18 protein-coding genes and 1 tRNA gene are annotated in these 22331 nt (G+C 70.5%); 10 read left to right on the top strand and 9 right to left on the bottom strand.

All coding sequences use genetic code 11. The features are described 5' to 3' along the window. Window positions 1-236: 236 nt before the first annotated feature. Window positions 237-311: transfer RNA gene (locus AB0I03_RS16470), tRNA-Val, on the bottom strand. A gap of 220 nt (window positions 312-531) precedes the next feature. Between AB0I03_RS16470 and AB0I03_RS16475 the strand changes: the two genes are divergently transcribed. From AB0I03_RS16475 to AB0I03_RS16485, 3 genes are all read left to right on the top strand, one after another. Continuing rightward, window positions 532-2850 carry a rhamnogalacturonan lyase gene (locus AB0I03_RS16475; RefSeq protein WP_360413105.1) on the top strand — a complete coding sequence of 773 codons (2319 nt, stop codon included), beginning with the start codon at window positions 532-534 and terminating at the stop codon, window positions 2848-2850. Between the two features lie 123 nt (window positions 2851-2973). Beyond that, entirely contained in the window at window positions 2974-4161 is a 1188-nt protein-coding gene (locus AB0I03_RS16480; RefSeq protein WP_360413108.1) for a PQQ-dependent sugar dehydrogenase, read from the top strand. Window positions 4162-4341: 180 nt separating this feature from the next. Then, entirely contained in the window at window positions 4342-6579 is a 2238-nt protein-coding gene (locus AB0I03_RS16485; protein WP_360413111.1) for a hypothetical protein, read from the top strand. Window positions 6580-6650: 71 nt separating this feature from the next. Here AB0I03_RS16485 and AB0I03_RS16490 read toward each other — a convergent pair whose 3' ends face one another. Both AB0I03_RS16490 and AB0I03_RS16495 read right to left on the bottom strand, forming a co-directional pair. After that, window positions 6651-7688 (bottom strand): ABC transporter substrate-binding protein, encoded by a 1038-nt coding sequence (locus AB0I03_RS16490; RefSeq protein WP_360413114.1) that lies wholly within the window; start codon window positions 7686-7688, stop codon window positions 6651-6653. A 156-nt stretch (window positions 7689-7844) separates the two neighbouring features. Beyond that, entirely contained in the window at window positions 7845-8885 is a 1041-nt protein-coding gene (locus AB0I03_RS16495; RefSeq protein ID WP_360413117.1) for an ABC transporter substrate-binding protein, read from the bottom strand. A 96-nt stretch (window positions 8886-8981) separates the two neighbouring features. Here AB0I03_RS16495 and AB0I03_RS16500 point away from each other — a divergent pair, with 96 nt between their 5' ends. Genes AB0I03_RS16500 through AB0I03_RS16510 form a run of 3 tightly spaced genes read left to right on the top strand, consistent with a single transcriptional unit; the run spans window position 8982 to window position 11886 of the window. After that, a complete protein-coding gene (locus AB0I03_RS16500; RefSeq protein ID WP_360413120.1) occupies window positions 8982-10049 on the top strand; it encodes an iron ABC transporter permease in 1068 nt (355 codons plus the stop codon). Further along, the gene (locus AB0I03_RS16505; RefSeq protein WP_360413123.1) at window positions 10046-11092 is read left to right on the top strand and encodes an iron chelate uptake ABC transporter family permease subunit; all 1047 of its coding nucleotides are present in this window, start codon (window positions 10046-10048) and stop codon (window positions 11090-11092) included. Before AB0I03_RS16500 ends, AB0I03_RS16505 begins: the two co-directional genes overlap by 4 nt. After that, the gene (locus AB0I03_RS16510; RefSeq protein WP_360413126.1) at window positions 11089-11886 is read left to right on the top strand and encodes an ABC transporter ATP-binding protein; all 798 of its coding nucleotides are present in this window, start codon (window positions 11089-11091) and stop codon (window positions 11884-11886) included. The genes AB0I03_RS16505 and AB0I03_RS16510 overlap by 4 nt, the downstream gene beginning before the upstream one ends. A 142-nt stretch (window positions 11887-12028) precedes the next feature. On the opposite strand, the gene AB0I03_RS16515 is transcribed toward AB0I03_RS16510, so the two are convergent. Together AB0I03_RS16515 and AB0I03_RS16520 are read right to left on the bottom strand one after the other, a co-directional pair. After that, a complete protein-coding gene (locus AB0I03_RS16515; RefSeq protein WP_360413129.1) occupies window positions 12029-13420 on the bottom strand; it encodes a HAMP domain-containing sensor histidine kinase in 1392 nt (463 codons plus the stop codon). Between the two features lie 6 nt (window positions 13421-13426). After that, window positions 13427-14188 carry a response regulator transcription factor gene (locus AB0I03_RS16520; protein WP_360413132.1) on the bottom strand — a complete coding sequence of 254 codons (762 nt, stop codon included), beginning with the start codon at window positions 14186-14188 and terminating at the stop codon, window positions 13427-13429. Window positions 14189-14437: 249 nt separating this feature from the next. Between AB0I03_RS16520 and AB0I03_RS16525 the strand changes: the two genes are divergently transcribed. Continuing rightward, entirely contained in the window at window positions 14438-15289 is an 852-nt protein-coding gene (locus AB0I03_RS16525) for an SDR family oxidoreductase (protein WP_360413135.1), read from the top strand. Here the strand turns inward: AB0I03_RS16525 and AB0I03_RS16530 are convergent. The 4 genes from AB0I03_RS16530 to AB0I03_RS16545 all read right to left on the bottom strand — a co-directional run bounded on the left by AB0I03_RS16530 (window position 15286) and on the right by AB0I03_RS16545 (window position 19305). Beyond that, entirely contained in the window at window positions 15286-15741 is a 456-nt protein-coding gene (locus tag AB0I03_RS16530; protein WP_360413138.1) for a hypothetical protein, read from the bottom strand. The genes AB0I03_RS16525 and AB0I03_RS16530 overlap by 4 nt on opposite strands. Window positions 15742-16133: 392 nt before the next feature. Beyond that, window positions 16134-17546 carry an MFS transporter gene (locus AB0I03_RS16535; protein WP_360413141.1) on the bottom strand — a complete coding sequence of 471 codons (1413 nt, stop codon included), beginning with the start codon at window positions 17544-17546 and terminating at the stop codon, window positions 16134-16136. After that, window positions 17543-18553, bottom strand: coding sequence for an S-adenosylmethionine:tRNA ribosyltransferase-isomerase (locus AB0I03_RS16540; RefSeq protein WP_360413143.1), 1011 nt, complete (start codon window positions 18551-18553; stop codon window positions 17543-17545). Before AB0I03_RS16540 ends, AB0I03_RS16535 begins: the two co-directional genes overlap by 4 nt. Next, a complete protein-coding gene (locus AB0I03_RS16545; RefSeq protein ID WP_360413146.1) occupies window positions 18550-19305 on the bottom strand; it encodes an SDR family NAD(P)-dependent oxidoreductase in 756 nt (251 codons plus the stop codon). The genes AB0I03_RS16540 and AB0I03_RS16545 overlap by 4 nt, the downstream gene beginning before the upstream one ends. Before the next feature lie 123 nt (window positions 19306-19428). Here AB0I03_RS16545 and AB0I03_RS16550 point away from each other — a divergent pair, with 123 nt between their 5' ends. The 3 genes from AB0I03_RS16550 (at window position 19429) to AB0I03_RS16560 (ending at window position 22329) form a co-directional block, all read left to right on the top strand. Then, window positions 19429-20622, top strand: a complete 1194-nt coding sequence (locus AB0I03_RS16550) for a GAF domain-containing sensor histidine kinase (RefSeq protein ID WP_360413149.1) — start codon at window positions 19429-19431, stop codon at window positions 20620-20622. Further along, window positions 20615-21238, top strand: coding sequence for a response regulator transcription factor (locus AB0I03_RS16555; protein WP_360413152.1), 624 nt, complete (start codon window positions 20615-20617; stop codon window positions 21236-21238). The genes AB0I03_RS16550 and AB0I03_RS16555 overlap by 8 nt, the downstream gene beginning before the upstream one ends. A gap of 83 nt (window positions 21239-21321) precedes the next feature. Next, window positions 21322-22329, top strand: a complete 1008-nt coding sequence (locus AB0I03_RS16560; protein WP_360413155.1) for a hypothetical protein — start codon at window positions 21322-21324, stop codon at window positions 22327-22329. The last annotated feature ends 2 nt before the right edge of the window (window positions 22330-22331 follow it).

Raw genomic sequence — 22331 nt, forward strand, 5'->3', positions numbered from 1 at the left:
CCCCACCCCCTCCCCCCCCCCCCCGCTGTACCTCTCCCCGCTCTCGTTTGGCTATTTATCGCCCCGGGGCGGCGGGCCCACCACCGCCCCCGCCCCCCCGCGCCTCGACCGGTCATCGCAAAGGGCGTTGAACTGCCCGAAGGGGAGGCCTTGAAAGAGCCCAGTTGAACAGGCGATCGGCCCTGGATTTGGCTCTGCATGCGAAAGCCCCGGCTCTATGGCCGGGGCGTTTTACGTGGTGGTCGATACTGGGATCGAACCAGTGACCCCTCGCGTGTGAAGCGAGTGCTCTCCCGCTGAGCTAATCGACCGGGACGAGGCATAACTGTACCGGAGTCTGTTGCGGGGGAGCCTTGTGGGGGGTCGGGCGTACCGGCGGTCACAGGGGGCGGGTTTGGGAAGCGCTTGACAGGCGGGGATGAGGTCGATAGTCTTCGATGCGTTAAATCGTTTCAATTGAGGTCTGAGCGCGTCCCCTCCAAGACTTCGACGCGTCTTCGCAGGCCTCACGCGCTTTCGAGGAGCCCCTTCATGAGTCCTCCCTCCATGTTTCGCAAGGTCGTAGCCGCCTCGCTCGTCGGCGTGCTCGCCGGGGCCGGGGTCACCGCCTCGGCGCAGGCGCACGGCGGCGGCCGCCATGACGACATCCAGCTCGAACGGCTCGACCGCGGCCTCGTCGCGGCCGTGACGGACGACGGCGTGTTCCTCAGCTGGCGCCTGCTCGCCGGTGAGGTGACCGGTTATAACGATTCAGGCCTGACCGGCGCGAACTTCAAGGTCTACCGGGACGGCAAGAAGATCGCCACCGTCACCGACTCGACCAACTTCCTCGACACCGGCGGCGACGCCGACGCCGAGTACCGGGTCGTCGCCGTCAAGCGCGGCTGGCCCACCGACATCTCCGACGAGGTCACGCCCTGGTCCGAGGGATACCTGGACATCCCGCTGCAGAAGCCCGCCGACGGGGTCACCCCCGCCGGCGAGGCGTACACCTACCGCGCCAACGACATCAGCCCCGGCGACCTCGACGGCGACGGCGACTACGAGTACATCGTCAAGTGGGACCCCTCGAACTCGAAGGACGTCTCCCAGGTCGGCTACACCGGCCCGGTGATGATCGACGCGTATACCCAGGAGGGCGAGCTCCTTTGGCGCATCGAACCCGGGGTCAACATCCGCGCCGGCGCCCACTACACGCAGTTCCAGGTGTACGACTACGACGGCGACGGCATCTCGGAGGTCATGCTCAAGACCGCCCCGGGCAGCAAGTCCACCTCTTACGTGCGCGACAAGGAACGCTTCATCACCCTCCCCAAGGACGATGTGGCAGCGGGCGTCACCCACCAGGACGACTACCGCCTCTCCGCCGCCGGGTACTACGACCACCTCGTGCAGATCTTCATGGACTGGCACGAGCACCCCGAGGTCGTCAACGGCGACTGGCCCGCGACCATCGAGGCCGCGCTCGGCGCCGACGAGCAGTTCGACTTCGCCTACCCGCTCGCGCAGGAGGACGCCGAAGCGCTCGCCGACCACTTCATCGACGTCTACGCGCCCTCCCGCTCCAGCCGGAACCAGCTGCGCAACTTCGCCGGATTCGTCCTCACCGGACCGGAGTACCTGACGGTGTTCAACGGCCGCACCGGACTCGAGATGGACACCATCGACTTCCCGGTGCAGCGCGGCGACGACGGCCTCGAATGGGGCGACTACGCCATGGGCCGCATCGAGCCGGGCAACCGCGTCGACCGGTTCCTCTCGGGCGTCGCCTACCTCGACGGCGAGCACCCCACGGCGATCTTCGCGCGCGGCTACTACACGCGCGCGACGATCACCGCGATCGACTGGGACGGCAGGAACCTGGAGCAGCGCTGGCTGGCCGACTCCGGCCACGCCCCGATGTCCAACCCGTTCAACGACGGTCCGCACGGCGTCGAAGGACCCGACCCTGAGTGGGGCACGCTGACCACGCAGGGCGACCACTCGCTGAGCGTGGCGGACGTGGACGGCGACGGCAAGCAGGAGATCGTCTACGGCGCTGCGACACTCGACGACGACGGCTCGCTGCTGTACTCCTCGTACGCGACGATGCCGCCGAACGCCAACAACCCGGGCACGCTCGCGAAGCTCGGCCACGGCGACGCCGAGCACGTGGGCGACTTCGACCCGGACCGCGAGGGCCTGGAGATCTTCACGGTCCACGAAGGCGGCGCGTGGGCGCCGTACGGGTACGCGATGCGCGACGCCGAAACCGGCGAGGTCTTGTGGGGCGGCTACACCGGCCGCGACACCGGACGCGGCATGGTCGGCGACATCGACCCGTCGGTCCCGGGCTTCGAGGCCTGGGCCTCGCTCCCGCCCGGCGGGGCCTCCGAAGGGGTGTTCACCGCGACCGGTCAGCCGTACGCGGGGCCGACCCCCGGCACCAACATGAGCATCCGCTGGGACGCCGACCTGACGACCCAGCTCGTGCACGGCGCCGACGCCGCCACGGTCGAGGAGACCACGATCCGCGACTACCAGGACGGGGTCGTCCTGGACGCGGCCGGGACCCTCACGAACAACTACACGAAGGGCAACCCGGGCCTGGTGGCCGACGTGCTCGGCGACTGGCGCGAGGAGCTGCTGGTGCGCACCGCCGACTCCAGCGCGATCCGCGTCTTCGTCTCCACCGAGGTGACCGACCACAAGCTGTTCACGCTCATGCACGACCCGCAGTACCGGGTCGGCGTGGCGAACCAGCAGACCACTTACAACCAGCCGCAGTACCCGAGCTTCTACCTGGGCTCGGACATGGACTTCGGCGATGTCGAGGTGCCGGACTACTACACCCCCCGCTACCGGGGCTGACCGGGACGGATCGGGACAGGGGGCGGGCCGCTTTTCGCGGCCCGCCCCCTTCGTCGCGTGGGACGATGGAACCCAGCGCCTTGTGGAGCGCTCCCACAGCCCTTCGTTGCCACTGGAGTCAACTTGCGACGTTCCGCCCCCTTGGCCGCCGCGGCGGCCCTGCTCAGTCTGACCGCCTGCGCCCCTAGCGAACCCGAGCCCGAGCCGGTGCCGGTCCTCGAACTCGTGGCCGACGGCCTCGCCTTCCCCAACGACCTCGCCGACCTCGGCGACGGCCGCCTCCTCATCGGCGACCAGGTCGGGCGCATCAACGTCCTGAAGGACGGCGAGATCCTGGCCGAGCCGTTCCTGGACCTCACCGATGTCGTCCAGCGGTCCGGCAGTCCCGAACTCGGCCTCTCGGGCTTCGCGCCCCACCCCGGTTTCGCCGAGAACGGCCGGGTGCTCGTGTACTACACCGTGGACGCGGATGCGGACGCCACCGAGCACACCGCCATCACCGGCGTACTCGCGGAGTTCACCGTGGACGCCACGGGGGCCGCGCTCGACCGCGCCTCCGAGCGGGTCATCCTGCGCCACCACGGGGGCAAGGAGCACGTCGGCGGCCACATGGCCTTCGACGACGAGGGCCTGCTCTACCTCGGGCTCGGTGCCCCCACCTTCAGCGACTTCGCCCAGGACCCGTTCGACCTGCGCGGCAGCGTGATCCGCATCGACGTCGACAGCGCCACCGGCGACCCGTACGCGATCCCCGCCGACAACCCCTTCGCCGACGGCACTGCGGGGGCCCCGGAGGTGTACACCTACGGGCACCGCAACCCCTGGCGGATCCACTGGGACGCTGAGGTCGGCCTGCTCATTCCCGAACCGATGTGGACGGACAAGTCCCAGGAGGTGAACCTCGCCGCCCCGGGCGCCAACTTCGGCTACCCGCAGGACATCGTCGAGGACAGCTGCTACGACAACGACGCCGCCGAGCCCCGGCCGATCTGCACCGAGCCCTTCACTCCGCCCGTCGTCGAGTACGGCACCGGAGCGATCTGCGCGGGGGCCGTGATCTACCGGGGGAGTGAGCTGCCGCAGTTCGCGGGGAAGGCGATCGTCATCGACTGGGCCGGTGCGGTCATGGTCGCCGAGCCGGGGGAGGGCCGCTGGAGCCATGAGGAACTGGACCTCCCCTTCCCCGACGAGGCACCGCTGCAAGGGCGGCTCTGGTCGATCGACGTGGACGCGGAAGGCGAGGTCTACCTGATGACTTCGGAGCTCGCGGCCGACGGCGCGGGAGCGGTCTACCGCCTCACGGCCGCATAGGGTCTCGCGGGGGACCGGCCGCCGCCGGTCCCCCTGGCGAAATAGACATGGGATGATACGAGGAATTCACTCTGAAGTCTTGCTTTCGACCCGCTGTTGCGGTTGAGTGAAGACCGCCCCCATCATTCGCCTCAGGCGCCCTCGCGCCGAGGTCCCGTTCGACAGCATTGGAGCCTTCCTGTGCGTTCCCTCAGACGTCGAGCCCGGCTCGCGGCGGCGGCCGCGGGCGCGGTCATCGTCGGCGCCTCCGGTTTCCTCTTCGCCTCATCCGCCTCCGCGCAGATCGACATCGTGCACATCGGTGCGGTCCAGGGCTCGATCGCCGACGGCGACACCGACTTCACCTCGCCCCTGGCCGGCCAGACGGTGTACGTCCAGGGCGTCGTCACGCAGCTGACCATGGAGGCCAACGGCAATCGGGGCTTCTTCATCCAGGAGCAGGCCGACGCGACGGACGGCGACCCGCTCTCCTCCGACGGCATCTACGTCTTCAACAACAAGTTCACCACCGTCCGCACGCTGAACGGCTCGCCCGCGCAGGCCGAGCTGGGCGCGAACTGGACGGTGAAGGCGGGCGACGAGATCGTCGTGCGCGCCGTGGTCGGCAACTACTTCGGGAACGTCCAGTTCAGCGGCGGCTCCACCTTCGTCTACGACGTGGTCGAGTCCGGTCTGGACCCGCTCGCCGAAGTCGAGCAGGTCGAGGTCGACCCGCCGAACGACGCGAAGGCCTCCACCGAGTACTTCCGCCGCCACCTGGGCATGCAGCTCACGGTTCCCGCCGACTCGGTGGTGACCGCCGGGCGCGACGTGTACTCCAGCGGCGGCGAGGTCTGGGCGATGCGCGGCGACAGCGAAGCGGCCCAGCAGGACGGCTACGCCTCCCGCGCCTACCGCGACGCGCACCCGCTCGACACCGTCGAAGGGCACTTCGACGACGGCAACGGCTACCTGTTCGTCATGGGCGACATGGGCATCCGCGCCACCGAGGGCACGAACGAGACGATCATCGCCCCGGCCAAGACCTACGATGTGATCACCGAGGCCAACACCGGCGGCGTGTACCTCTCGTTCGGCAAGTACGGCATCCAGGTCGCGAACGACTTGGCGCTCGAAGGCGGGCTCGAGCCGGCCGAGAACGAGCCGGTCGAGCCCGCGGGCCGGAACGAGGCCGTGATCGCCTCGTACAACATCGAGAACCTCTACGACTTCCGCGACAACCCGAACTCGGGCTGCGACTTCACCGGGAACGCCGGCTGCACCGACGCCGAGGACCCCGAGGGCAACGTCAGGCCGCCGTTCAACTACGTGCCGGCCTCCCATGAGGAGTACGAGGCGCAGCTGCTGCGCCAGGCCGGGCAGATCATGAACGACCTGCACAGCCCCGCGATCCTGATGACCCAGGAGGGCGAGGCCCAGGACGTCTGCTCGGTCAACCCCGCGTGGACGAAGCGCTCGGACCTCGACGCCGACCGGCTCGTGTGCGACCTGGTGAACACCGGCGACGCCAACACCGGCGGGGACGGCGCCCCGGACTCGATCCAGGAGCTCGCGCTCGTCATCGCCGAGAACGGCGGCCCCGTCTACACGGCCGTGGGCGACCTCGACTCGGCCGACACCCGCGGCATCATGACCGGCTTCCTGTACCAGCCCAAGCTGGCCGGGCTCTCGAAGGTGAAGAGCTGGGACCCGGTCTTCGGCGCGGCGCCGGCGATCGAGTACCCGACCGAGGCCGACGCGATCAACGCCGACGTGCAGAACCCGAAGGCCCTCAACGCGGCGCTGCCGCAGGAGGTCATCGACCAGTGCACGAGCTCGGGCGTCTACGCCTGCAACGGCTTCGACGTGTACAGCCGCCCGTCGCAGGTCGCGAAGTTCCACCTCAAGGACAAGTGGGGCTTCAAGGCCTCGGAGATCTTCCTGATCAACAACCACTTCTCCTCGGTCCCGAACACCCGCGTGCTGCACCGCACCGAGCAGGCGAACTACCTGGCCGCCATCAGCTCGGCGATCCTCGACCACGACCGCAAGGCGAAGGTCCTGGCCGGCGGCGACCTCAACGTCTTCCCGCGCCCGGACGACCCGTTCGCCGAGGGCCAGACGATCGCCGGGGACTGGGTGGGCCCGTCCGACCAGCTCGCGGCCCTCTATGAGGACTCCGGTCTCTCGAGCATGTACGACTACATGGTGGAGGAGCAGCCCGAGGCCGCGTACTCCTACACGTTCATGGGGCAGACGCAGACGCTCGACCAGATGTTCGTCTCGCCGCGGCTCATGCGCGAGGTCGAGTCGGCGGTGTCCGCGCACATCAACGCGGACTACCCGGCGGACGCCTACGAGTTCGGCGAGGAGCCCGCTTACGGCGACTACGGGGTCTCCGACCACGATCCCTCGGTGATCACGATCGACATCAGGTAGCACAGCGCACAACGAAGGGGCGGACCGAACGGTCCGCCCCTGCTCACTCTGCAGTCTTCAGTCGCGGGTCTCTAGGAGAGCTTCGCGGCGTTCTGGATCGCGGTGGCCAGGGCCTCGATGGAGGCGGCGGCGAGGCCGTAGCCGTACATCGGCTCGGCCTCCCAGCCCACGATCTGCCCTGCCTGGACGGCCGGGAGGGCGGCCCAGGTCGGGTACTCGGTGAGCTGGTCGGGCTGGAGCGACTGGACGCGGTTGTCGAGCAGCAGGACGTCCGCGGCGTACTTGTCGACGTTCTCCCACGAGAGGATCTCGTAGTAGCCGCCGCTGGCCTCGTCGAGCGCGTCCGGGATGATGAGGTCGACGCCGAGCTCGGTGAAGAACCGCAGGTCGTTGCCCATGAGGGGGCTGGAGGCGTAGAACGTCTCCGCGGCGGCGGCGCAGGCGAGCACCCGCACGGGGTTCGCGGCGGCCGCGGCCTTGAGGGCCTCCACGGCGGCGTCGTACCGCTCCTTGTTGGCGGCGTTGGACTCTGAGTCGAGGTCGGCCCCGAGGGATGCGGCGAGCTCGGCGTGGCGGGCGATGACCTGGTCCTGCGTGTTCGCGCCGTCGTCCACATTGAGGGCGGTGAGTTCGGTGAGGCCGGTGATCTCGGCCTGGCTCTCCGCGGGCACGTACCACAGGCTCGCGGGGTCGTAGTAGTAGTACGTCATGAGCACTTCGGGGCCGTAGGCGGCGAAGGCCTCGACGTCGAACTCGCCGTAGACGTTGCCGAAGACCTCGAGGTCGGCGACGGGGAGGTTCCCGGCCTGGGTGGTGGCGGAGCCGTCCTCGTTGGTGGTGGGGCCGAAGACGGCCGGGATCTCGATGCCGAAGTCGTACAGCGCGGCGGCCATGCCGGTGAACGCGACGATCTTGGTGGGCGTCTGGTCGAGCGCGACCGTGGCGGGCTGGTCGTCGGTGAACTCCCAGGGCTGCGACTCGGCCGCTTCGCCCGAGTCCGCGTCGTCGCCCGATCCGCAGGCGGCGAGCACGCCGGTCAGTCCGAGGGCGCTGCCGCCCGCGAGCAGGCCGCGGCGGCCGATCTTGACGCTGTCGGCATCGAAAGCCATGTGGTGTCTCCTTCGTGAAGGGGTGGTGAGGGCCGGACTGCGAACGGCTCGCGCACGCGGCCCGGCCGATCGAAGGTTAGGCTAACCTAATGCGATTCCGGTTCGCTGAGCTGGGGTCCTCACGTGGCGTCAGCCACTGGCCCCGCGGCTAGGGGGCTACGCGAGGGGCTGCGCCGCGGCGAGCCCTTCGGTGATCCGCTCCAGCTCGACCGCGCCGCCGATGTGCGAGTACACCGGCTCGCCGTTCCAGCCGTACACCTGCCCGGCCTGCACCGCAGGAAGCGCCGCCCAGGTCGGGTAGTCCGCGAGCAGCGTCTCCGGCGCGATGTTCCCGGTGCGGATGTCGAGGAAGATCGCGTCGGCCTCGTACTTGTCGATGTTCTCCCAGGACAGCAGTTCCCAGTAGTTGTTCTGGTCGGGGTTCTCGGGCACGACGAAGTCGACGCCGAGCTCGACGCATTTGGCGAGCACGTTGAAGGTGGGCGGGTTCGCGATGTACAGCCCGTCAGGCCACGCGCCGACCGCGACCGCCTTGAGCGGCTTGTCGGCGACCGCCGCGGCCACGCCGCCGGCGGCGCTGCCGAACCGCTCCACTCCGGACGCGTTCTGCTCCGACTCGAGGTCCGCGCCGAGCGCTTTCGCAAGGGCCGCATGGCGGTCGATGATCTCGTCGATGGTCGGCTCGGAGACCTCGATGCCGATGCCCGGCGCGAGCGCCTGGACCTCCTCAAGCCGCTCCTCGGGCACGAACCACAGGTCGAAGCCCTCGTAGTAGTGCGAGACGATGAGTTCGGGGTTCAGCTGCGCGAACTTCTCGACGTCGAACTCGCCCCAGGCGTTGCCGAGGACCTCGAGGCCTTCGACGGGCATGCGCCCGGCCTGGATGTCGGGGGAGCCGTCGGCGAGCGTCGTCGGCCCGAACACGGCCGCGACCTCCACGCCGTAGTCGTACAGGGCCGCAGCGAGACCGGTGAACGCGACCACTGTGGTCGGGACGCTCGCCAGCTCGACCTCGGCTTGGTCCCGCTCGTCGAGGAAGCTGAACGAGCCCGACGCGCCGTCGCCTTCGGTGGCCGGCTCCTCTTCGGAGCCGCACGCTGCGAGCAGCGAAGCGGCGCCGAGGCCGCCGCCGGCGGCGAAGAGGCCGCGGCGGCTGAGACCGGCGGGAACGAGCACGGGGCGGGCGCGGAGTGGCACGGGGAACTCCTTCAGAGGGAGAGCGACGATGGCAGGGGTGTCGGGGTTAGGTTAGCCTAAACAAAACCGCAGCCACTATCCCTCCGGAGACCGCACTTGTCAACCGCCCAAAGCGCCAGGGAGCAGGCTCCGGCGCTCGATTCGACACGGGACGAGGGCAGTGCCGCACCGCCCTCGCGCACCGCCCGCCGAGTCCTCGGCCTCCTCGTCCTCGTCGCGCTCCTGGCCGCCCTCGCGGTGCTGAGCGTCGCCGTCGGGTCCCGCGCGATGGACCTCGGCCAGGTCTGGGACGGCCTCACCGACTCCGGCTCCGAGTCCTACCCCGTGGTCACCGAGCTGCGCCTGCCCCGCACCGTGCTCGGCCTCGCCGCCGGTGCCGCCCTCGGCCTCGCCGGGGCGCTCATGCAGGCCATGACCCGCAACCCGCTCGCCGACCCCGGCCTCCTCGGCGTCAACACCGGCGCGGCCGCCGCCGTCGTCACCGCCTCCTTCTTCATCGGCTCCTTCGGTTTCGGGCAGACCATCGCCTTCGCGTTCCTCGGCGCGGCCGTCGCTTCCGTCGCCGTGTACCTCATCGCCGGAGCCGCGACCGCGACCCCCGCGCGGCTCGCGCTCGCCGGTGCCGCCGTGACCGCCGCCGGGTACGCGTACGTCTCGGCGGTCCAGCTCATGGACGCGGCCACGCTCGACCAGATGCGGTTCTGGTCGGTCGGTTCGCTCGTCAACGCGCACGTCGCGCCGATGCTGCCGGTCGTGCTGCTCATCGGCATCGCCGCCGCGGGCGGGGTGCTCCTCGCCCGGCCGCTCAACGCCCTCGCCCTCGGGGACGCGACCGCCACGGGGCTGGGCGTCGACCCGCGCGTGCTCCGCGTCGCCGGGATCCTGGCGATCACGGTCCTCGCCGGCACGGCGACGGCCGTGTGCGGCCCGATCGTCTTCGTCGGTCTGGTTGTGCCGCACGTGGTCCGGTCCTTCACCGGGCCCGACCAGAACTGGGTCCTGCCGTACTCGATGCTCTCGGGCGCGGTGTTCCTCCTCGCCGCGGACGTCCTCGGCCGCGTCGTCGCGCGCCCCGCTGAAGTGCAGGTGGGCATCGTGTGCGCCGTCGCGGGCGGCCCGTTCTTCCTCTACCTGGTCAGCCGCAGAAAGGTGGCCCGGCTGTGAGCACCCTGACTTCCGGATCGACGATCCTGCGCATCGGCGCAGCCTCGATCCGCCTGCGCCACCGCACGATCGCCGCGATCCTCGGCGCGCTCGCGATCCTCATCGCCGTGAGCCTGTGGTCGGCCGCGACCGGCTCGACCGCGCTCGGCCTCGACCGGACCTGGGCCGCCCTGATCGACCAGGGCACCAAGGGCGACGAGTTCATCCTGTGGGAACTGCGCCTCCCGCGCCTCGCCACGGGCCTCGCCGTGGGCGCGTGCATGGGCCTGTCCGGCGCGCTCTTCCAGAACCTCACCCGCAACCCCTTGGGCAGCCCCGACATCCTCGGCCTGACCCAGGGCGCGACCTCCGGGGCGCTCATCGCGATCATCCTCACCGACGCCACGCTCGAGCTCACCGCGGGATTCGCGGCGCTCGGCGCGCTCGCCACCGGCTTGGTCATCTGGTCGCTGACGCGCGGCGGCGATCCTTCGGGGTACCGGCTCGTGCTGGTGGGCATCGGGGTCGCGGCGATCCTCGCGGGCGTCAACGGCTATCTCCTCACCCGCACCACCATTGTGGACGCGTTCCGGGCGGTGTACTGGCTCACCGGCGACCTCTCTGGCCGCAACTGGGAGCAGGCCGCCGTCGTCGCCGTCGTGCTGTTCGCGGGCGCGGTGAACGTGGCGCTCCTGTCGCGCGGCCTCGACGCCCTGCGCCTTGGCGAAGCGAGCGCGACCGGGCTCGGGGTGCGCGTCACCGGGACCCGCGTCGCCGCGCTCGTCACCGCCTCGATCCTCACCGCCGGGGCCGTGGCCGTCGCCGGGCCGCTCGCGTTCGTCGCGCTCGCCGCGCCGCACATCGCGGCCCGCCTCACCGGCTCCACCAGGAGTTTCATGCTCTCCGCGATCATCGGCGCCCTCATCGTGACCGGTGCCGACATGGTCGCGGTCGCCGGGCTCGGCGACCGCCAACTGCCCACAGGGGTCGTCACCGGCGTCGTCGGCGGCGGCTACCTCATCTGGCTGCTCATCGCTCAACGCAAGAAGGGGGTCATGTCGTGACCGCAGGTCCACTGGTCGTAGAGGACGCCACCATCGGCTACGGCCGCATCGCCATCAGCGAAGGCCTCAGCGTGAACATCCCCGAGGGGGAGTTCACCGTCATCCTGGGCCCCAACGCCTGCGGCAAGTCCACCCTGCTCAAAGCCTTGGCGCGCATGCTGAAGCCCTCCGCCGGGCGCGTGCTGCTCGACGGCAAGGACATCCACTCCCAGCCCACGCGCGCCGTCGCGCGCCGCCTCGGCCTGCTCCCGCAGTCCCCGATCGCACCGGACGGCATCACCGTCGCCGACCTCGTCGCGCGCGGCCGCTACCCCCACCAGGGCATCCTCAAGCAGTGGTCGGCCGAGGACGAGCGCGTGGTCGCCGAGGCCATGGCCGCCACCGACATCAGCGAGCTCGCCGCGCGCGGCGTGGACGAGCTCTCCGGCGGCCAGCGCCAGCGCGTGTGGATCGCGATGGTCCTCGCCCAGCAGACGCCGCTGCTGCTGCTCGACGAGCCGACCACGTTCCTCGACATCACGCACCAGATCGAGGTCCTCGACTTGTGCGCGAAGCTCCACCACGAGGGCCGCACCCTCGTCGCGGTCCTCCACGACCTCAACCAGGCCGCCCGCTACGCGACGCACCTCATCGCGATGCGCGCGGGCGAAGTGGTCGCCGAGGGCGCACCGGCCGACATCGTGACCGCCGAGACCGTCAAGCAGGTCTTCGACCTGCCCTGCCGGATCATCGACGACCCCGAGTCCGGGACCCCGTTGGTGATCCCGAGCGCTCGCGCGAGGGACTTTGTGTAGAGCCCGGGTGCTCGCGCGAGGGACTTTGTGTAGAGCCCGGGCGCTCGCGCGAGGGACTGTGTAGAGCCCGAGCGCTCGCGTAAGGGACTCGGTGTAGACCCCGAGTGCTTTCTCCTGGGACAGGGGCCGGGGCGCTCGCGGGCTACTCGAGCCGCGCGATCGGCAGGCGTACCTCGATGGTGGTGCCTTGGCCGGGTTCGCTGTCGAGGCGGATCTCGCCGCCGTGCGCGGCCACTATGGACGACACGATGGAGAGTCCGAGCCCGGAGCCGCCGGTGGCGCGCGAGCGCGACGGGTCGGCCCGGTAGAACCGGTCGAAGACCTTCTGCCGGTGCTCGGCGGGGATGCCGGGGCCGTGGTCGTGGACGCGCAGGACGGCCCAGCCGGCGTTCTCGGCGACCGAGACCTCGATGGCGGTGCCGCGCGGGGTGTGGACGCGGGCGTTGGTCAGGAGGTTCACCAGCACTTGCCGCAGCTGGCCCTCGTTCGCGACGACCGTGAGCGGTTCGCGCGCGGTCAGGCTGATCGGGTGCGTCGAGTCGGCGACCTCGGCGTCGTCCACGGCGTCCTGCGCGAGCTGGGTGAGCTCGACCAGCTCGCGGTCGCCGCCCACCTCCTCGTCGAGTCGGGAGAGGACCATGAGGTCGTCCACGAGCTTCGCGAGGCGCGCGTTCTCGCTGCCGATGCGGCTCATGGCCCGGTCGAGCTTCTCGCCGGGGGGCGTGGCCCCGGATTCGTAGAGCTGGACGTAGCCGCCGATCGCGGTGAGCGGGGTGCGCAGTTCGTGGCCGGCGTCGGCCACGAACTGGCGCAGGCGTTCGTGCTGGCGGTCGCGCTGCGTGATGGCGTCGGTGAGGCGCGAGACCATCCGGTTGAGCGCCAAGGACAACCGGCCCATCTCGGTGCGCGGGTCGGCGGCGGTGATGCGGTGTTCGAGGTTGCCGGAGGCGACGTGCTCGGCGTCGGCCACCATGTGGTCGACCACGCGCAGGCCCCTGCGGGTGATGGCCCAGGCGATGAGGATGCCGAGCGCACCGACGACGAATCCGGTGATGAGGACGGTCTTGGTCAGGGTCGCGATCGTGGCCTCGACGCCTTCCATGGAGGTGGCGACGACGATCGTGTAGGTCCCGGGGATCCCGTTGTAGCTGAGTTTCTCGTCGGCCAGGGTCACGGCCCGGTAGGTCATGTCACCGTCGGTGCTGTCGACGATGGAGTACCCGCTCGCATCGGGCGGTGAGGTGATGCCCGGCAGCGGGTAGGGGCTGTCCTTGTAGCCGGCGGCCATGCCGTCGATGATCTGGCCGGACTCGTTGAAGACCAGGACCGCGAACTCGTTGTAGGGGACTGCGCCGGTCGCGGCGCTGCCGGGGGCCGAGCGGATGCCGCCCTGCTCCAGCACGCCGTGCAGCTTGTGGTCGAGCTGGTCGATCAGGTGGCCGGAGACGGTCTGCACGGTCACGAACCCGATGATGCTCACCGCGACGATGAGCAGGACCGCCATGGCCGCGGCGATCTTCGTTCTGATGGCCATGTCGGGCTAGGCCTGCGGCGGGCGCAGCATGTAGCCGACCCCGCGGACGGTGTGGATGAGCCGCGGGCCGAGCTTGTCGAGCTTGCGGCGCAGGTAGAACACGTACGTCTCGGCGAGGCTGGACTCAGTCTCAAAGTCGTAGCCCCAGACCTGCCGCAGCAGCTCCGATTTGGACACTACGCGGCCGGTGTTCGCCGCGAGGTAGCGCAGGAGCCGGAACTCGGTGGGGGACAGGTCGATCGTCTTGCCGTCGCGGGTCACCTGGTGGGCCGAGAGGTCGAGGATGAGGTCGGCGACGGCGACCGTGTCGCCGCCGCGCGTCGAGGCCGACTCCTTGCCGATGGTGCGGCGCAGGACGGCCGAGACGCGCAGGGACAGCTCTTCGAGCCGGAACGGCTTCATCAGGTAGTCGTCGCCGCCGGAGCCGAAGCCGTCGCGCAGGTCGCTGGGGGCGGTGCGGGCGGTCAGGAAGATGATCGGGGTCTCGTCGCCGGAGGCGCGCATCCGGTCGGCCACGCCGAACCCGTCGAGGCCGGGCATGTTGACGTCGAGGATGACCAGGTCCGGGCGCACCTTCTCGAGGGAGGCGAGCGCCTCGGTGCCCGAGCGGGCGGCGGTGACGTCGTACCCCTGGAAGGACAGGGCTTCGACCAGCAGGTCGGCCAGGCTCTCCTCGTCATCCACTACGAGAAGCCGCGCCGGGGACCCGTCGCCCCTGAGCGGCACCGCTGGCGGTGTAGCCCCGGCTGGCCCGCTGGTCGAAGTCATCCACCGCTCCTCAGTACTCGTGCCGGGCCCCGGTTGGTTGTCCGCGCACCCGCATCGTTCGGCCAGCTTATTGCACCCTCTGCGGCACTGAAAGGGTTCAGCGGCGTTTCCAGGGGAGTTCTGGACGCGCTCTCAGCTGGCGTTCAGCTATGGAACGGAGGTCCTTCGGAGTGTCGCGGCGAGCGGCCTTCCGCCTGAAGTTACTGACTAGTAGTATTCGGGTGACACCGAACACTTGGAGGCAGAGCAATGGAGCCAGCCATCACAGCGCCAGCAGAGACCACGCCGAACCTGAGCGGCCGGGCCGCGTTCGTCACCGGCGCCAGCCGCGGCATCGGCGCGGCCATCGCCGTCGCGCTCGGCGCGGCCGGGGCCAAAGTGGCGCTCTTCGCCAAGACCGGCGAACCCCACCCGAAACTCCCCGGCACCCTCTACGAGACCGCGAAGCTCATCGAGGACGCGGGCGGGCACGCCCTCCCGATCGTGGGCGACCTGCGCGACGCCGAATCCGTGGGCGAGGCCGTCGACACCGCCGCCGCCGCGTTCGGCGGACTCGACATCTGCGTGAACAACGCCTCCGCGCTCGACCTCACCGGCATCGGCGAGCTCAGCCTGAAGAAGTTCGACCTCATCACGGGCGTCAACATGCGCGGCACCTTCGCCACCATCAGCGCCGCCCTCCCGTACCTGCGCGGCTCCGACCACGCCCACCTGCTCACCATCAGCCCACCGCTGAACACCGACCCCAAGTGGTTCGCGGGCGGGCCGTACACGGCCACCAAGTACGGCATGACGATCATGACCCTCGGCGCGTCCGAGACCGAACCGGGCGTGGCCGCGAACTGCCTGTGGCCCAAGACGACCATCGCCACCGCTGCCGTCGCGTTCGCCCTCGGCGGGCAGCCGATGCTCGACCGCAGCCGCAAACCCGAGATCGTGGCCGACGCGGCGCTGGCGATCCTCGCGAAGGATCCGAAGGACTACACCGGCAACGCGGTGATGGTGGAGGACGTGCTCGCCGCCGAGGGCATCACGGACCTCTCCGGCTACGCGGTCGTACCGGGCCAGGAAGACTTCCAGCCCGACATCTACGTCGACTAGCGGGCCTGGCCCCGGTCCTCGTCGGACATGAACTCCCGCGCGGTCTCCTGCTCCTTGCGAGCGGCTCTGACCTGGGCGGGAACCCCGGCGAGGACCACGATCGCCAATGCCGCGAGCACGCCCGCCGCGATGGCGGCGGGCACGACCCAGCCCGTCTCGCGCGTTGCGAACTCGCCGAGCTCGGCACATGCGCCCTTGACGGGTTCGCCGTCGGGCCCGGTGGTCTCGCAGATCGCGGTGGCGCTGACCTCGTGGCCGTCGTAGACGAGCACCCGCTCTTCGCCCGGCAGGGCCACGATGAAGAGCACCACGGCGAGCGCCAAGGTGACGAGCGCAGTGAAGACTGCGACCCCGGGGGTGTCCGGGACGAGCCGGCGCTTGCGCTGCGCGCCGCCGCCGAGCCCGAGGTCGGCCTCCGAGAAATCACGATCACGCCCGAAACGTTTTGCCACGTACCTGATGGTACTGCTGCGGTTCGGCGCCGGGTGTTGCTCGGTACTGATGCGATCCGTTCGGCCTGCGGACCGCGGATGGCCCCGCGGCCAAAGCGGCGGCGAGGAGGCGGGGGCGGGGCAGTGCCACGGCATCGCGGTCTTGTCGGGTCGGCGTTCAGGCGGGCGGCGACGAGGAAGCGGGGGCGGGGCCGGATCGTCGGGTGGCGGGTCCGGATAGGGCGCGGTCTGGGGCATTGTCTTTGGGACGCAGCCTGATCGGGTAGGGGCGGCGCGGAAGATGAGTGTTCTCCACGCTTGTGGGTGATGACGATCGAGGTTGTAGCGCGGATAATTGAGGTACGTACAGGGATACGGAATCCGTGTAGGTGAACGAGATGGTGGTAAGCAGACTACGACATAAGCCTCTGGCCATCTGCCTGCATTGCACGGACGTCGAGACCGGTGCTGGAGCCGCAATGAGTTCCGGTGTCACTCGGCCACGGCCCTTGCGAGACCAGCCGGTGGGCTGTCCTGGTTTTGGAGGGCCACCGGGGTGCTGCTGGCCTGGGTAATGCCGGGTCGATAGCGGCTTCACGGTACGCGGCTTGCGCTCGCCTGCCCGCGAAGAGCCACCATGCGATACCAGTGGCCGTTGCGAGCAGTCCGGCGGTAATGCCGAGGGTGGTGAGGGCGGCCCAGCCGAGGGCCGCACCGAGCACCGCCAGTGAGAGGCGGGCTGTGGCGCTGTAGGTGGTCACGTGGATCGAGGTGACCCGGCCGCGGAACTCGGCCGGGACGGTCTCCAGCAGGATCGTCGTGTCCAGGGCGATGATGATGCCGCTGGCGAGGCGCATCACCGCCAGGCAGGACACGGCACCGGCCAGACCGGGGGCGGCGAAGAACCCCGCCCACGCGAGGCCTTGCACCGCATAGCAGAAAGCCCATATCGGGAGGTGCGCCGAGCGGCGCAGACGGCCCGCGAGGACGGTTCCGGCCAGGACCGCCAGGCCGTCGCAGACGAACACGGCAGCCACGGTCGCGGCGTCGCCGCCGAGGCCCTCGACCACATGGCCGCTGAGCATCACCGAGTAGCCGCCGCCGATGAACCCCCAGGCGATCCCGATCCAGATCACCGAGCGGGCGAGCGGATAGCGCCGGGTGGCGCCGAAGCCCTCGCGGAGACCGGCCGCGAAGGCGCGCACGCGGGTGTGCAGTCGCTCGCTTGTCGCTGCCGCTTTGACCGGGGCGGTCTCGCGGACTCCGGCCATGAGCACCGCGCCGCCGGCCATGAGGGCCGCAGATCCGCCGATCGCCGCGACCGGCGACCACGCCGAGACGAGACCGGCGGCGATCGCGCCGACGATCGTCATGATCCCGCCGATCGACCCGAACGCCGCGTTCGCGCGCTGGCGCGACTCCGGTGCGACGAGGCCGTACAGCCACTGCTGCCGGGCCGCGGGCCAGAACGCCATCGCGAAGCTCTGCGCCGCATAGCAGGCCGCGAGCGCCGCGATGCTCCCCGCCGCTGCCGCAACGGCCATGGCGGCGACCGCGGCCGTCTGCGCGGTCACGGCCCACAGCAGCAGGGGGCGCAGGCGCATCCGGTCCGCCGCCAGTCCCGCCACCGGCGTGAGCAGCAGCGCAGGGAGGACGCCGGCCAGTTGGACCGCGGCGAGGGCCGCGGTCCCGGCGACCGCGAGCACATGGAGGGCCACGCTGATCTGGAGCATCCAGAACGCACCTGAGAGGCAGGCCGTAGCCGTCCACAGGAGCCTGACGTCGCGGTCGCCGCGGTGCCGCTTGCACGGCCGGCCGCGCCTCATGCGATCAGATGGACGTCGCCGAACTCGTGCCACAGGTACCGGGCCTCGATCGCCGCGGCGTACGAGTCGCGCAGCAGGTCCGTGTCGACGATGGCCTCCAGCATCGAGAGGTGGGTCGAGCGCGGCTCGTGGAAGCCGGTGAGCAGGCCGTCGACGGCCTCGACCGGGTTCGCGGGGGAGATGATCCGATCCGTGTGGCCCGAGGCTGCGGCCACGCCGCCCTCGACCACCGCGCTCTCCAGCGCCCGCACCGCGGTCGTGCCGACCGCGATGACCCGGCCGCCGGACTCCTTGGCGGCGTTCACACTCCGGGCCGTGTAGGCGCTCACCTCGAACCACTCCGGGTACGGGTCCTCGTCGCTCTCCAGCGAGGCCACGCCCGTGTGGAGGGTCACCGGCGCGATCCCGACCCCGGCCGAGACCAGGCGCGTGACGATCTCCGTCGTGAAGGGCCTTGCCGCACTGGGCATCTCGGCCGAGCCGGGCACCGTCGCGAACACGGTCTGGTAGGCGTTCAGCGGCTGGTCACGGTCCACATAGGAGTACCTGATCGGCTTGCCGTACCGCGCGAGGTAGTCGGGCACCGACTCGATCGCGGGCCGGGTCACCCACAGCCGCTTGCCGAACCGCCGCTCCAGGCGCAGCGGCACCTTCCCGGGCAGGTCCACGATCCCGCCGGGGACCTCGGCGAGGAACGGCCGGTCCCGGTCGCGCAGCTCGACCAGCCACGAGCCGTCCGGCCGTGTGGACGAGAAGTGGACGCGCAGGCCCTGGCGGGTCGGCACGGCCGCCGGGAGGGTCGCGGAGTTGTTGACCACGAGCAGGTCGCCGGGGCGGACGAGCGCCGGGAGGTCCTCGAAGTGGTGGTGGCGGATATCGCCGTTCGCCTTGTCCGACACCAGGAGCCGCACGTCGGAGCGGGACGTGCCGCGCGCCTCGGCGGGCTGGACCGCCTCCAGGGCGGCGTCCAGGGCGAACTCGAACGGGGAGGTCAACGTCGTGCTCATGCCCTCGCCTCCTCATGGGTGTGCCGGTGCAGTTTGTCGAAGTCGCGGGCCGCGTACCGGCCGCTCTCAGGGGCCTGCCATTCGCAGGTGCACCAGCGGGCGCCCGCGAGCGAGTAGATCGCCGCGGCGGCCAGCGCGGGCGGGTCGGCCTCGGCGGCGTCGGCCTCGCCGACCGCGTCCGCGAGCATCGCCGTGGCCATCTCGCCGGGGTCGATCGCCCAGACCGCGACGGCCGGCTCCTCGGCGGCGAGCACGTTCGACAGCTGGTCGAGGGCGGCCTTCGTCGACCCGTACGGGCCCCATGTCGCGTACGGCCCGGTAGCGGCGTCGGAGGAGATGTTGACGATCGCCCCGCCGCGCTCGCGCAGCGCAGGCAGTGCCAGCTGCGCCAAGGCCATCGGGGCCCACACGTTCATCTCGAACAGGCGCGGCCACACGGTCAGGTCGGCTTCGGCCAGGTGCGGCAGCGGCACCTCGCCGAGTGTCGAGGCGTTGTTGACGAGGAGGTCGAGCCGGCCTCCGGCGAGCGCGACGAGCGCTTTGCGGTGCACGGCATCGGTCACGTCCCCGGCGAGGTAGCGGGCGTCGAGCCGTTCGGCGACGCGGGCCAGGCGCTCCTCGCCGCGGGCGGTCAGGATCAGGTTCCAGCCGGAGGCGGCGAGGCGTTCGGCCAGGGCTTCGCCGAGGCCCGCGGAGGCCCCGGTGACGATGGCGGTGCGGTCGTCGACTTGCGGCAGCGGTGCTTCACTCATGGCCCCACGCTATTTCCGGAGCGGGCCGGGCGCATCGGGCCGAGGTCGCGGTCGCGCCTGCGGCGCTGGTCCTAGGACCAGCGACCGAGGCCCGGACGGCGCCGGGTGGACTAGATTGGCAGCGTGACCGCCTCCGAGAACGCTGATCCCGCGCAAGCGGCGACCGCCCTGCTGCACGAGGTGTCGGCGGCCGTAGGCGCGATCACCCGGCACCTGTCCGTGCACCAGGTGCTCGAGGTGATCGTCTCCTCGGCCCGCCGCCTCGTGGGCGCGGACTACGCCGCCATCGGCATCCCCGACGACGAGGGCGGGTTCGCCGAGTTCATCACCGACGGCATCGGCGAAGAGCAGCGCCTCGCGATCGGCCCCCTTCCGCGCCAGCACGGGATGCTGGCCGCGATCCTCGCCGAGAGCGAGCCGATCCGCCTTGACGACCTGCGCCGGGACCCGCGCTTCCAGTGGTGGCCGAAGGCGCACCCGACCATGGCCGCACTGCTCGGCGTCCCGATCCGCGACTGCGCTCCGGATCTCGGCACCCGCACCGAATGCCTGCGCACGATCGGCATCGTCGTGCTCACCAACGACCTCGGCAAACCCGGGTTCAGCGAGTCCGACACGGAACTGATCGAACTGCTCGCCTCCCACGCGGCCATCGCGATCACCAACGCCCGCTTGTACGAACGCAGCCGCGAGCTCACCGTCGTCGAGGAGCGCAACAGGCTCGCCCGCGAACTCCACGACGCGGTCATGCAGCGACTCTTCTCCCTGCGGCTCTCCGCGCGGGCCGCCCGCAAACTCGCCCCCACCGACCCTGAGGCCGCCGCAGACCGCCTCGGCGAGGTCGAGACGCTCGCGGCCGAGGCCATCGCCGAACTGCGCGCCGTCATCGTCGAACTGCGCCCCGCCGACCTGGACGCGCACGGCCTGGTCGAGACCCTCCGGCGGCACGTCACGCTCCTGGACCGCCTGCACGACACCGAGGTCACCTTCGAAGTCCGGTCCCCAGTGGACCTCTCGCGCGACGGCGAGGTCGAGGTGCTCCGGCTCGTGCAGGAGGCCCTGAGCAACGCCTTCCGCCACGCCCGCGCCCGCCATGTCGCCGTCACCGTCGAAACCGAGCGCATCACCATCGCCGACGACGGCAGCGGCTTCGACGCGGCCGAGGCCGCCACCCGCGGCCTCGGACTCCTCTCGATGCGCGAACGCGCCAAGGCACTCGGCGGCGACCTCGTCCTGCAGACCGCCCCCGGCGAAGGCACCGTCGTCACCCTCGAACTCGAGGACCCCGCCGACCCCGAAGAGGCCGACCGTGACTGAGATCCGACTCCTCCTCGTCGACGACCACCCCGTGGTCCGCCGCGGCCTGCGCGGCTACCTCGAACTCGAAGCCGACTTCACCGTCGTCGGCGAAGCGGGCGACGGCGAGGAGGCCCTGCGCGCCATCGAGGAGACGCGCCCGGACGTGGTCCTCCTCGACCTCAAGATGCCGGGCCTCGACGGCCAGGGCGTGCTCGACCGCCTGGACCAGGACGACGCCCCCCGCGTGCTGGTCCTCACCTCGGCCACCGACGCCGAACGCGTCCCGAACGCCATCGCCGCCGGCGCGGCCGGGTTCGTGTACAAGGACATCGACCCCGACGCGCTGGCGAGCGCCATCCGCACCGTCCACGCCGGACAGCTCCTGTTGTCGCCGGTCGCCATGCGCGGCTTGATGAACGGCAACGGCAGCAGTCCGTCGGCGCCGTCCCTCACGCCGCGCGAGAGCCAGGTTCTCGGCCTCATCGCCAAGGGCCAGACCAACCGCCAGATCGCCCGCGCCCTCGGCGTCTCGGAGAAGACCGTGAAGACGCACGTCACGAACCTCCTGCGGCGCATCGGCGCCGCCGACCGCACGCAGGCCGCCTTGTGGGCGGTTCGCCATGGTATCGGCTGAATCGCAGATTGTGACCGTCTATTGAGTCATCACCAGAGGTAATCGTCTAGGGTCCCGGTGTGCCCCCATCACACAACAACACAATGAAACCCCTCATCGCACTGGCCGCATTGGCGCTCACCGCCACCGGATGCTCGGCCATCCCCTTCCTTGAGCGGACCGACGCACACGAGCTCGTCACCGGCGCCACCGACACCGCCTGGTGCGCCAACGGCGACGACTCCTGGCTTCTCGGCGGCGCGGCCGACCTCACCGGTCCGCACTTCGGGCTCTCGATCCTGTGCCACTTCGAGGGCACGACCATGCCCGAGGAGGCCGCAGATCACGCGACCGAGCTCGCGGAACTGCCGGAGCTCGCCGACGACACGGAGATCCTGGTCAACCAGATCGCCTTGGGCCCCAACTACGCCGCAGAGTTCGAGGACGACCCGTCCCAGGTCACCGCGTGGATCGAGTCCGGCGACGAGCGCTTCGACCTGGACGCCATACCCGCCCCCGGCGACTTCCTCGCGCTCACGGTCCCCGCCGGTGAGAGTGCGGTGCTGTGGATCGAGGACGACGGCCGCGCCCAGGGCCTCGACCTGCGCACGGGCGAGCAGGTCGAACCCGTCGCCGCCTACTACAACGGGCTTGCCACGAACGTGGTCCAAGGCGACAGCTTCGCCGCCGAGGTCACGGTGCTCAACGACGCCCAGGCCTGGGACCTCTCCTGCCACAGCGACTTCCTCGAAGGCGACCGGAGCGTCTGGCGCGAGGACCTGGGCTGGGCTGCGGAAGGGTCGGTCTTCCTGCAAGTGACGTTCAACTGGTGCACCTACGAGGACAATCTCATCTGGCACCTCGACCCGGACGCATCGCTGGCGGCGCAGCCGGACGGCGAGCCCCTCGCGCCGCTCTCCATGAGCGCCGAGGAACTTCCCGATACGGGCGGCACGCTCCGGTACACCGCCGTCTTCAGCGTCCCCGAGAACAGCGAATCCCTGAAGTTGATCCTGACCCCGGTCGGCGACCTGGAGAACATTGTCGACGGGGACGACTACGCCTTCCTCGACACCCCCGAACCCAGCGAACGGGAACTGACCTTCACCTGACC

Origin of the sequence: Glycomyces sp. NPDC021274 (assembly GCF_040641195.1) — a bacterium.
Lineage (GTDB): Bacteria > Actinomycetota > Actinomycetes > Mycobacteriales > Micromonosporaceae > Glycomyces.

What these genes read in the sequence shown, in the direction of transcription:
- AB0I03_RS16475 (WP_360413105.1), top strand. Translation starts at nt 532, where the DNA reads ATGAGTCCTCCCTCCATGTTTCGCAAGGTCGTAGCCGCCTCGCTCGTC.
- AB0I03_RS16490 (WP_360413114.1), bottom strand. Translation starts at nt 7,688, where the DNA reads ATGGCTTTCGATGCCGACAGCGTCAAGATCGGCCGCCGCGGCCTGCTC.
- AB0I03_RS16515 (WP_360413129.1), bottom strand. Translation starts at nt 13,420, where the DNA reads ATGGCCATCAGAACGAAGATCGCCGCGGCCATGGCGGTCCTGCTCATC.
- AB0I03_RS16520 (WP_360413132.1), bottom strand. Translation starts at nt 14,188, where the DNA reads ATGACTTCGACCAGCGGGCCAGCCGGGGCTACACCGCCAGCGGTGCCG.
- AB0I03_RS16525 (WP_360413135.1), top strand. Translation starts at nt 14,438, where the DNA reads ATGGAGCCAGCCATCACAGCGCCAGCAGAGACCACGCCGAACCTGAGC.
- AB0I03_RS16535 (WP_360413141.1), bottom strand. Translation starts at nt 17,546, where the DNA reads ATGAGGCGCGGCCGGCCGTGCAAGCGGCACCGCGGCGACCGCGACGTC.
- AB0I03_RS16540 (WP_360413143.1), bottom strand. Translation starts at nt 18,553, where the DNA reads ATGAGCACGACGTTGACCTCCCCGTTCGAGTTCGCCCTGGACGCCGCC.
- AB0I03_RS16545 (WP_360413146.1), bottom strand. Translation starts at nt 19,305, where the DNA reads ATGAGTGAAGCACCGCTGCCGCAAGTCGACGACCGCACCGCCATCGTC.
- AB0I03_RS16560 (WP_360413155.1), top strand. Translation starts at nt 21,322, where the DNA reads ATGAAACCCCTCATCGCACTGGCCGCATTGGCGCTCACCGCCACCGGA.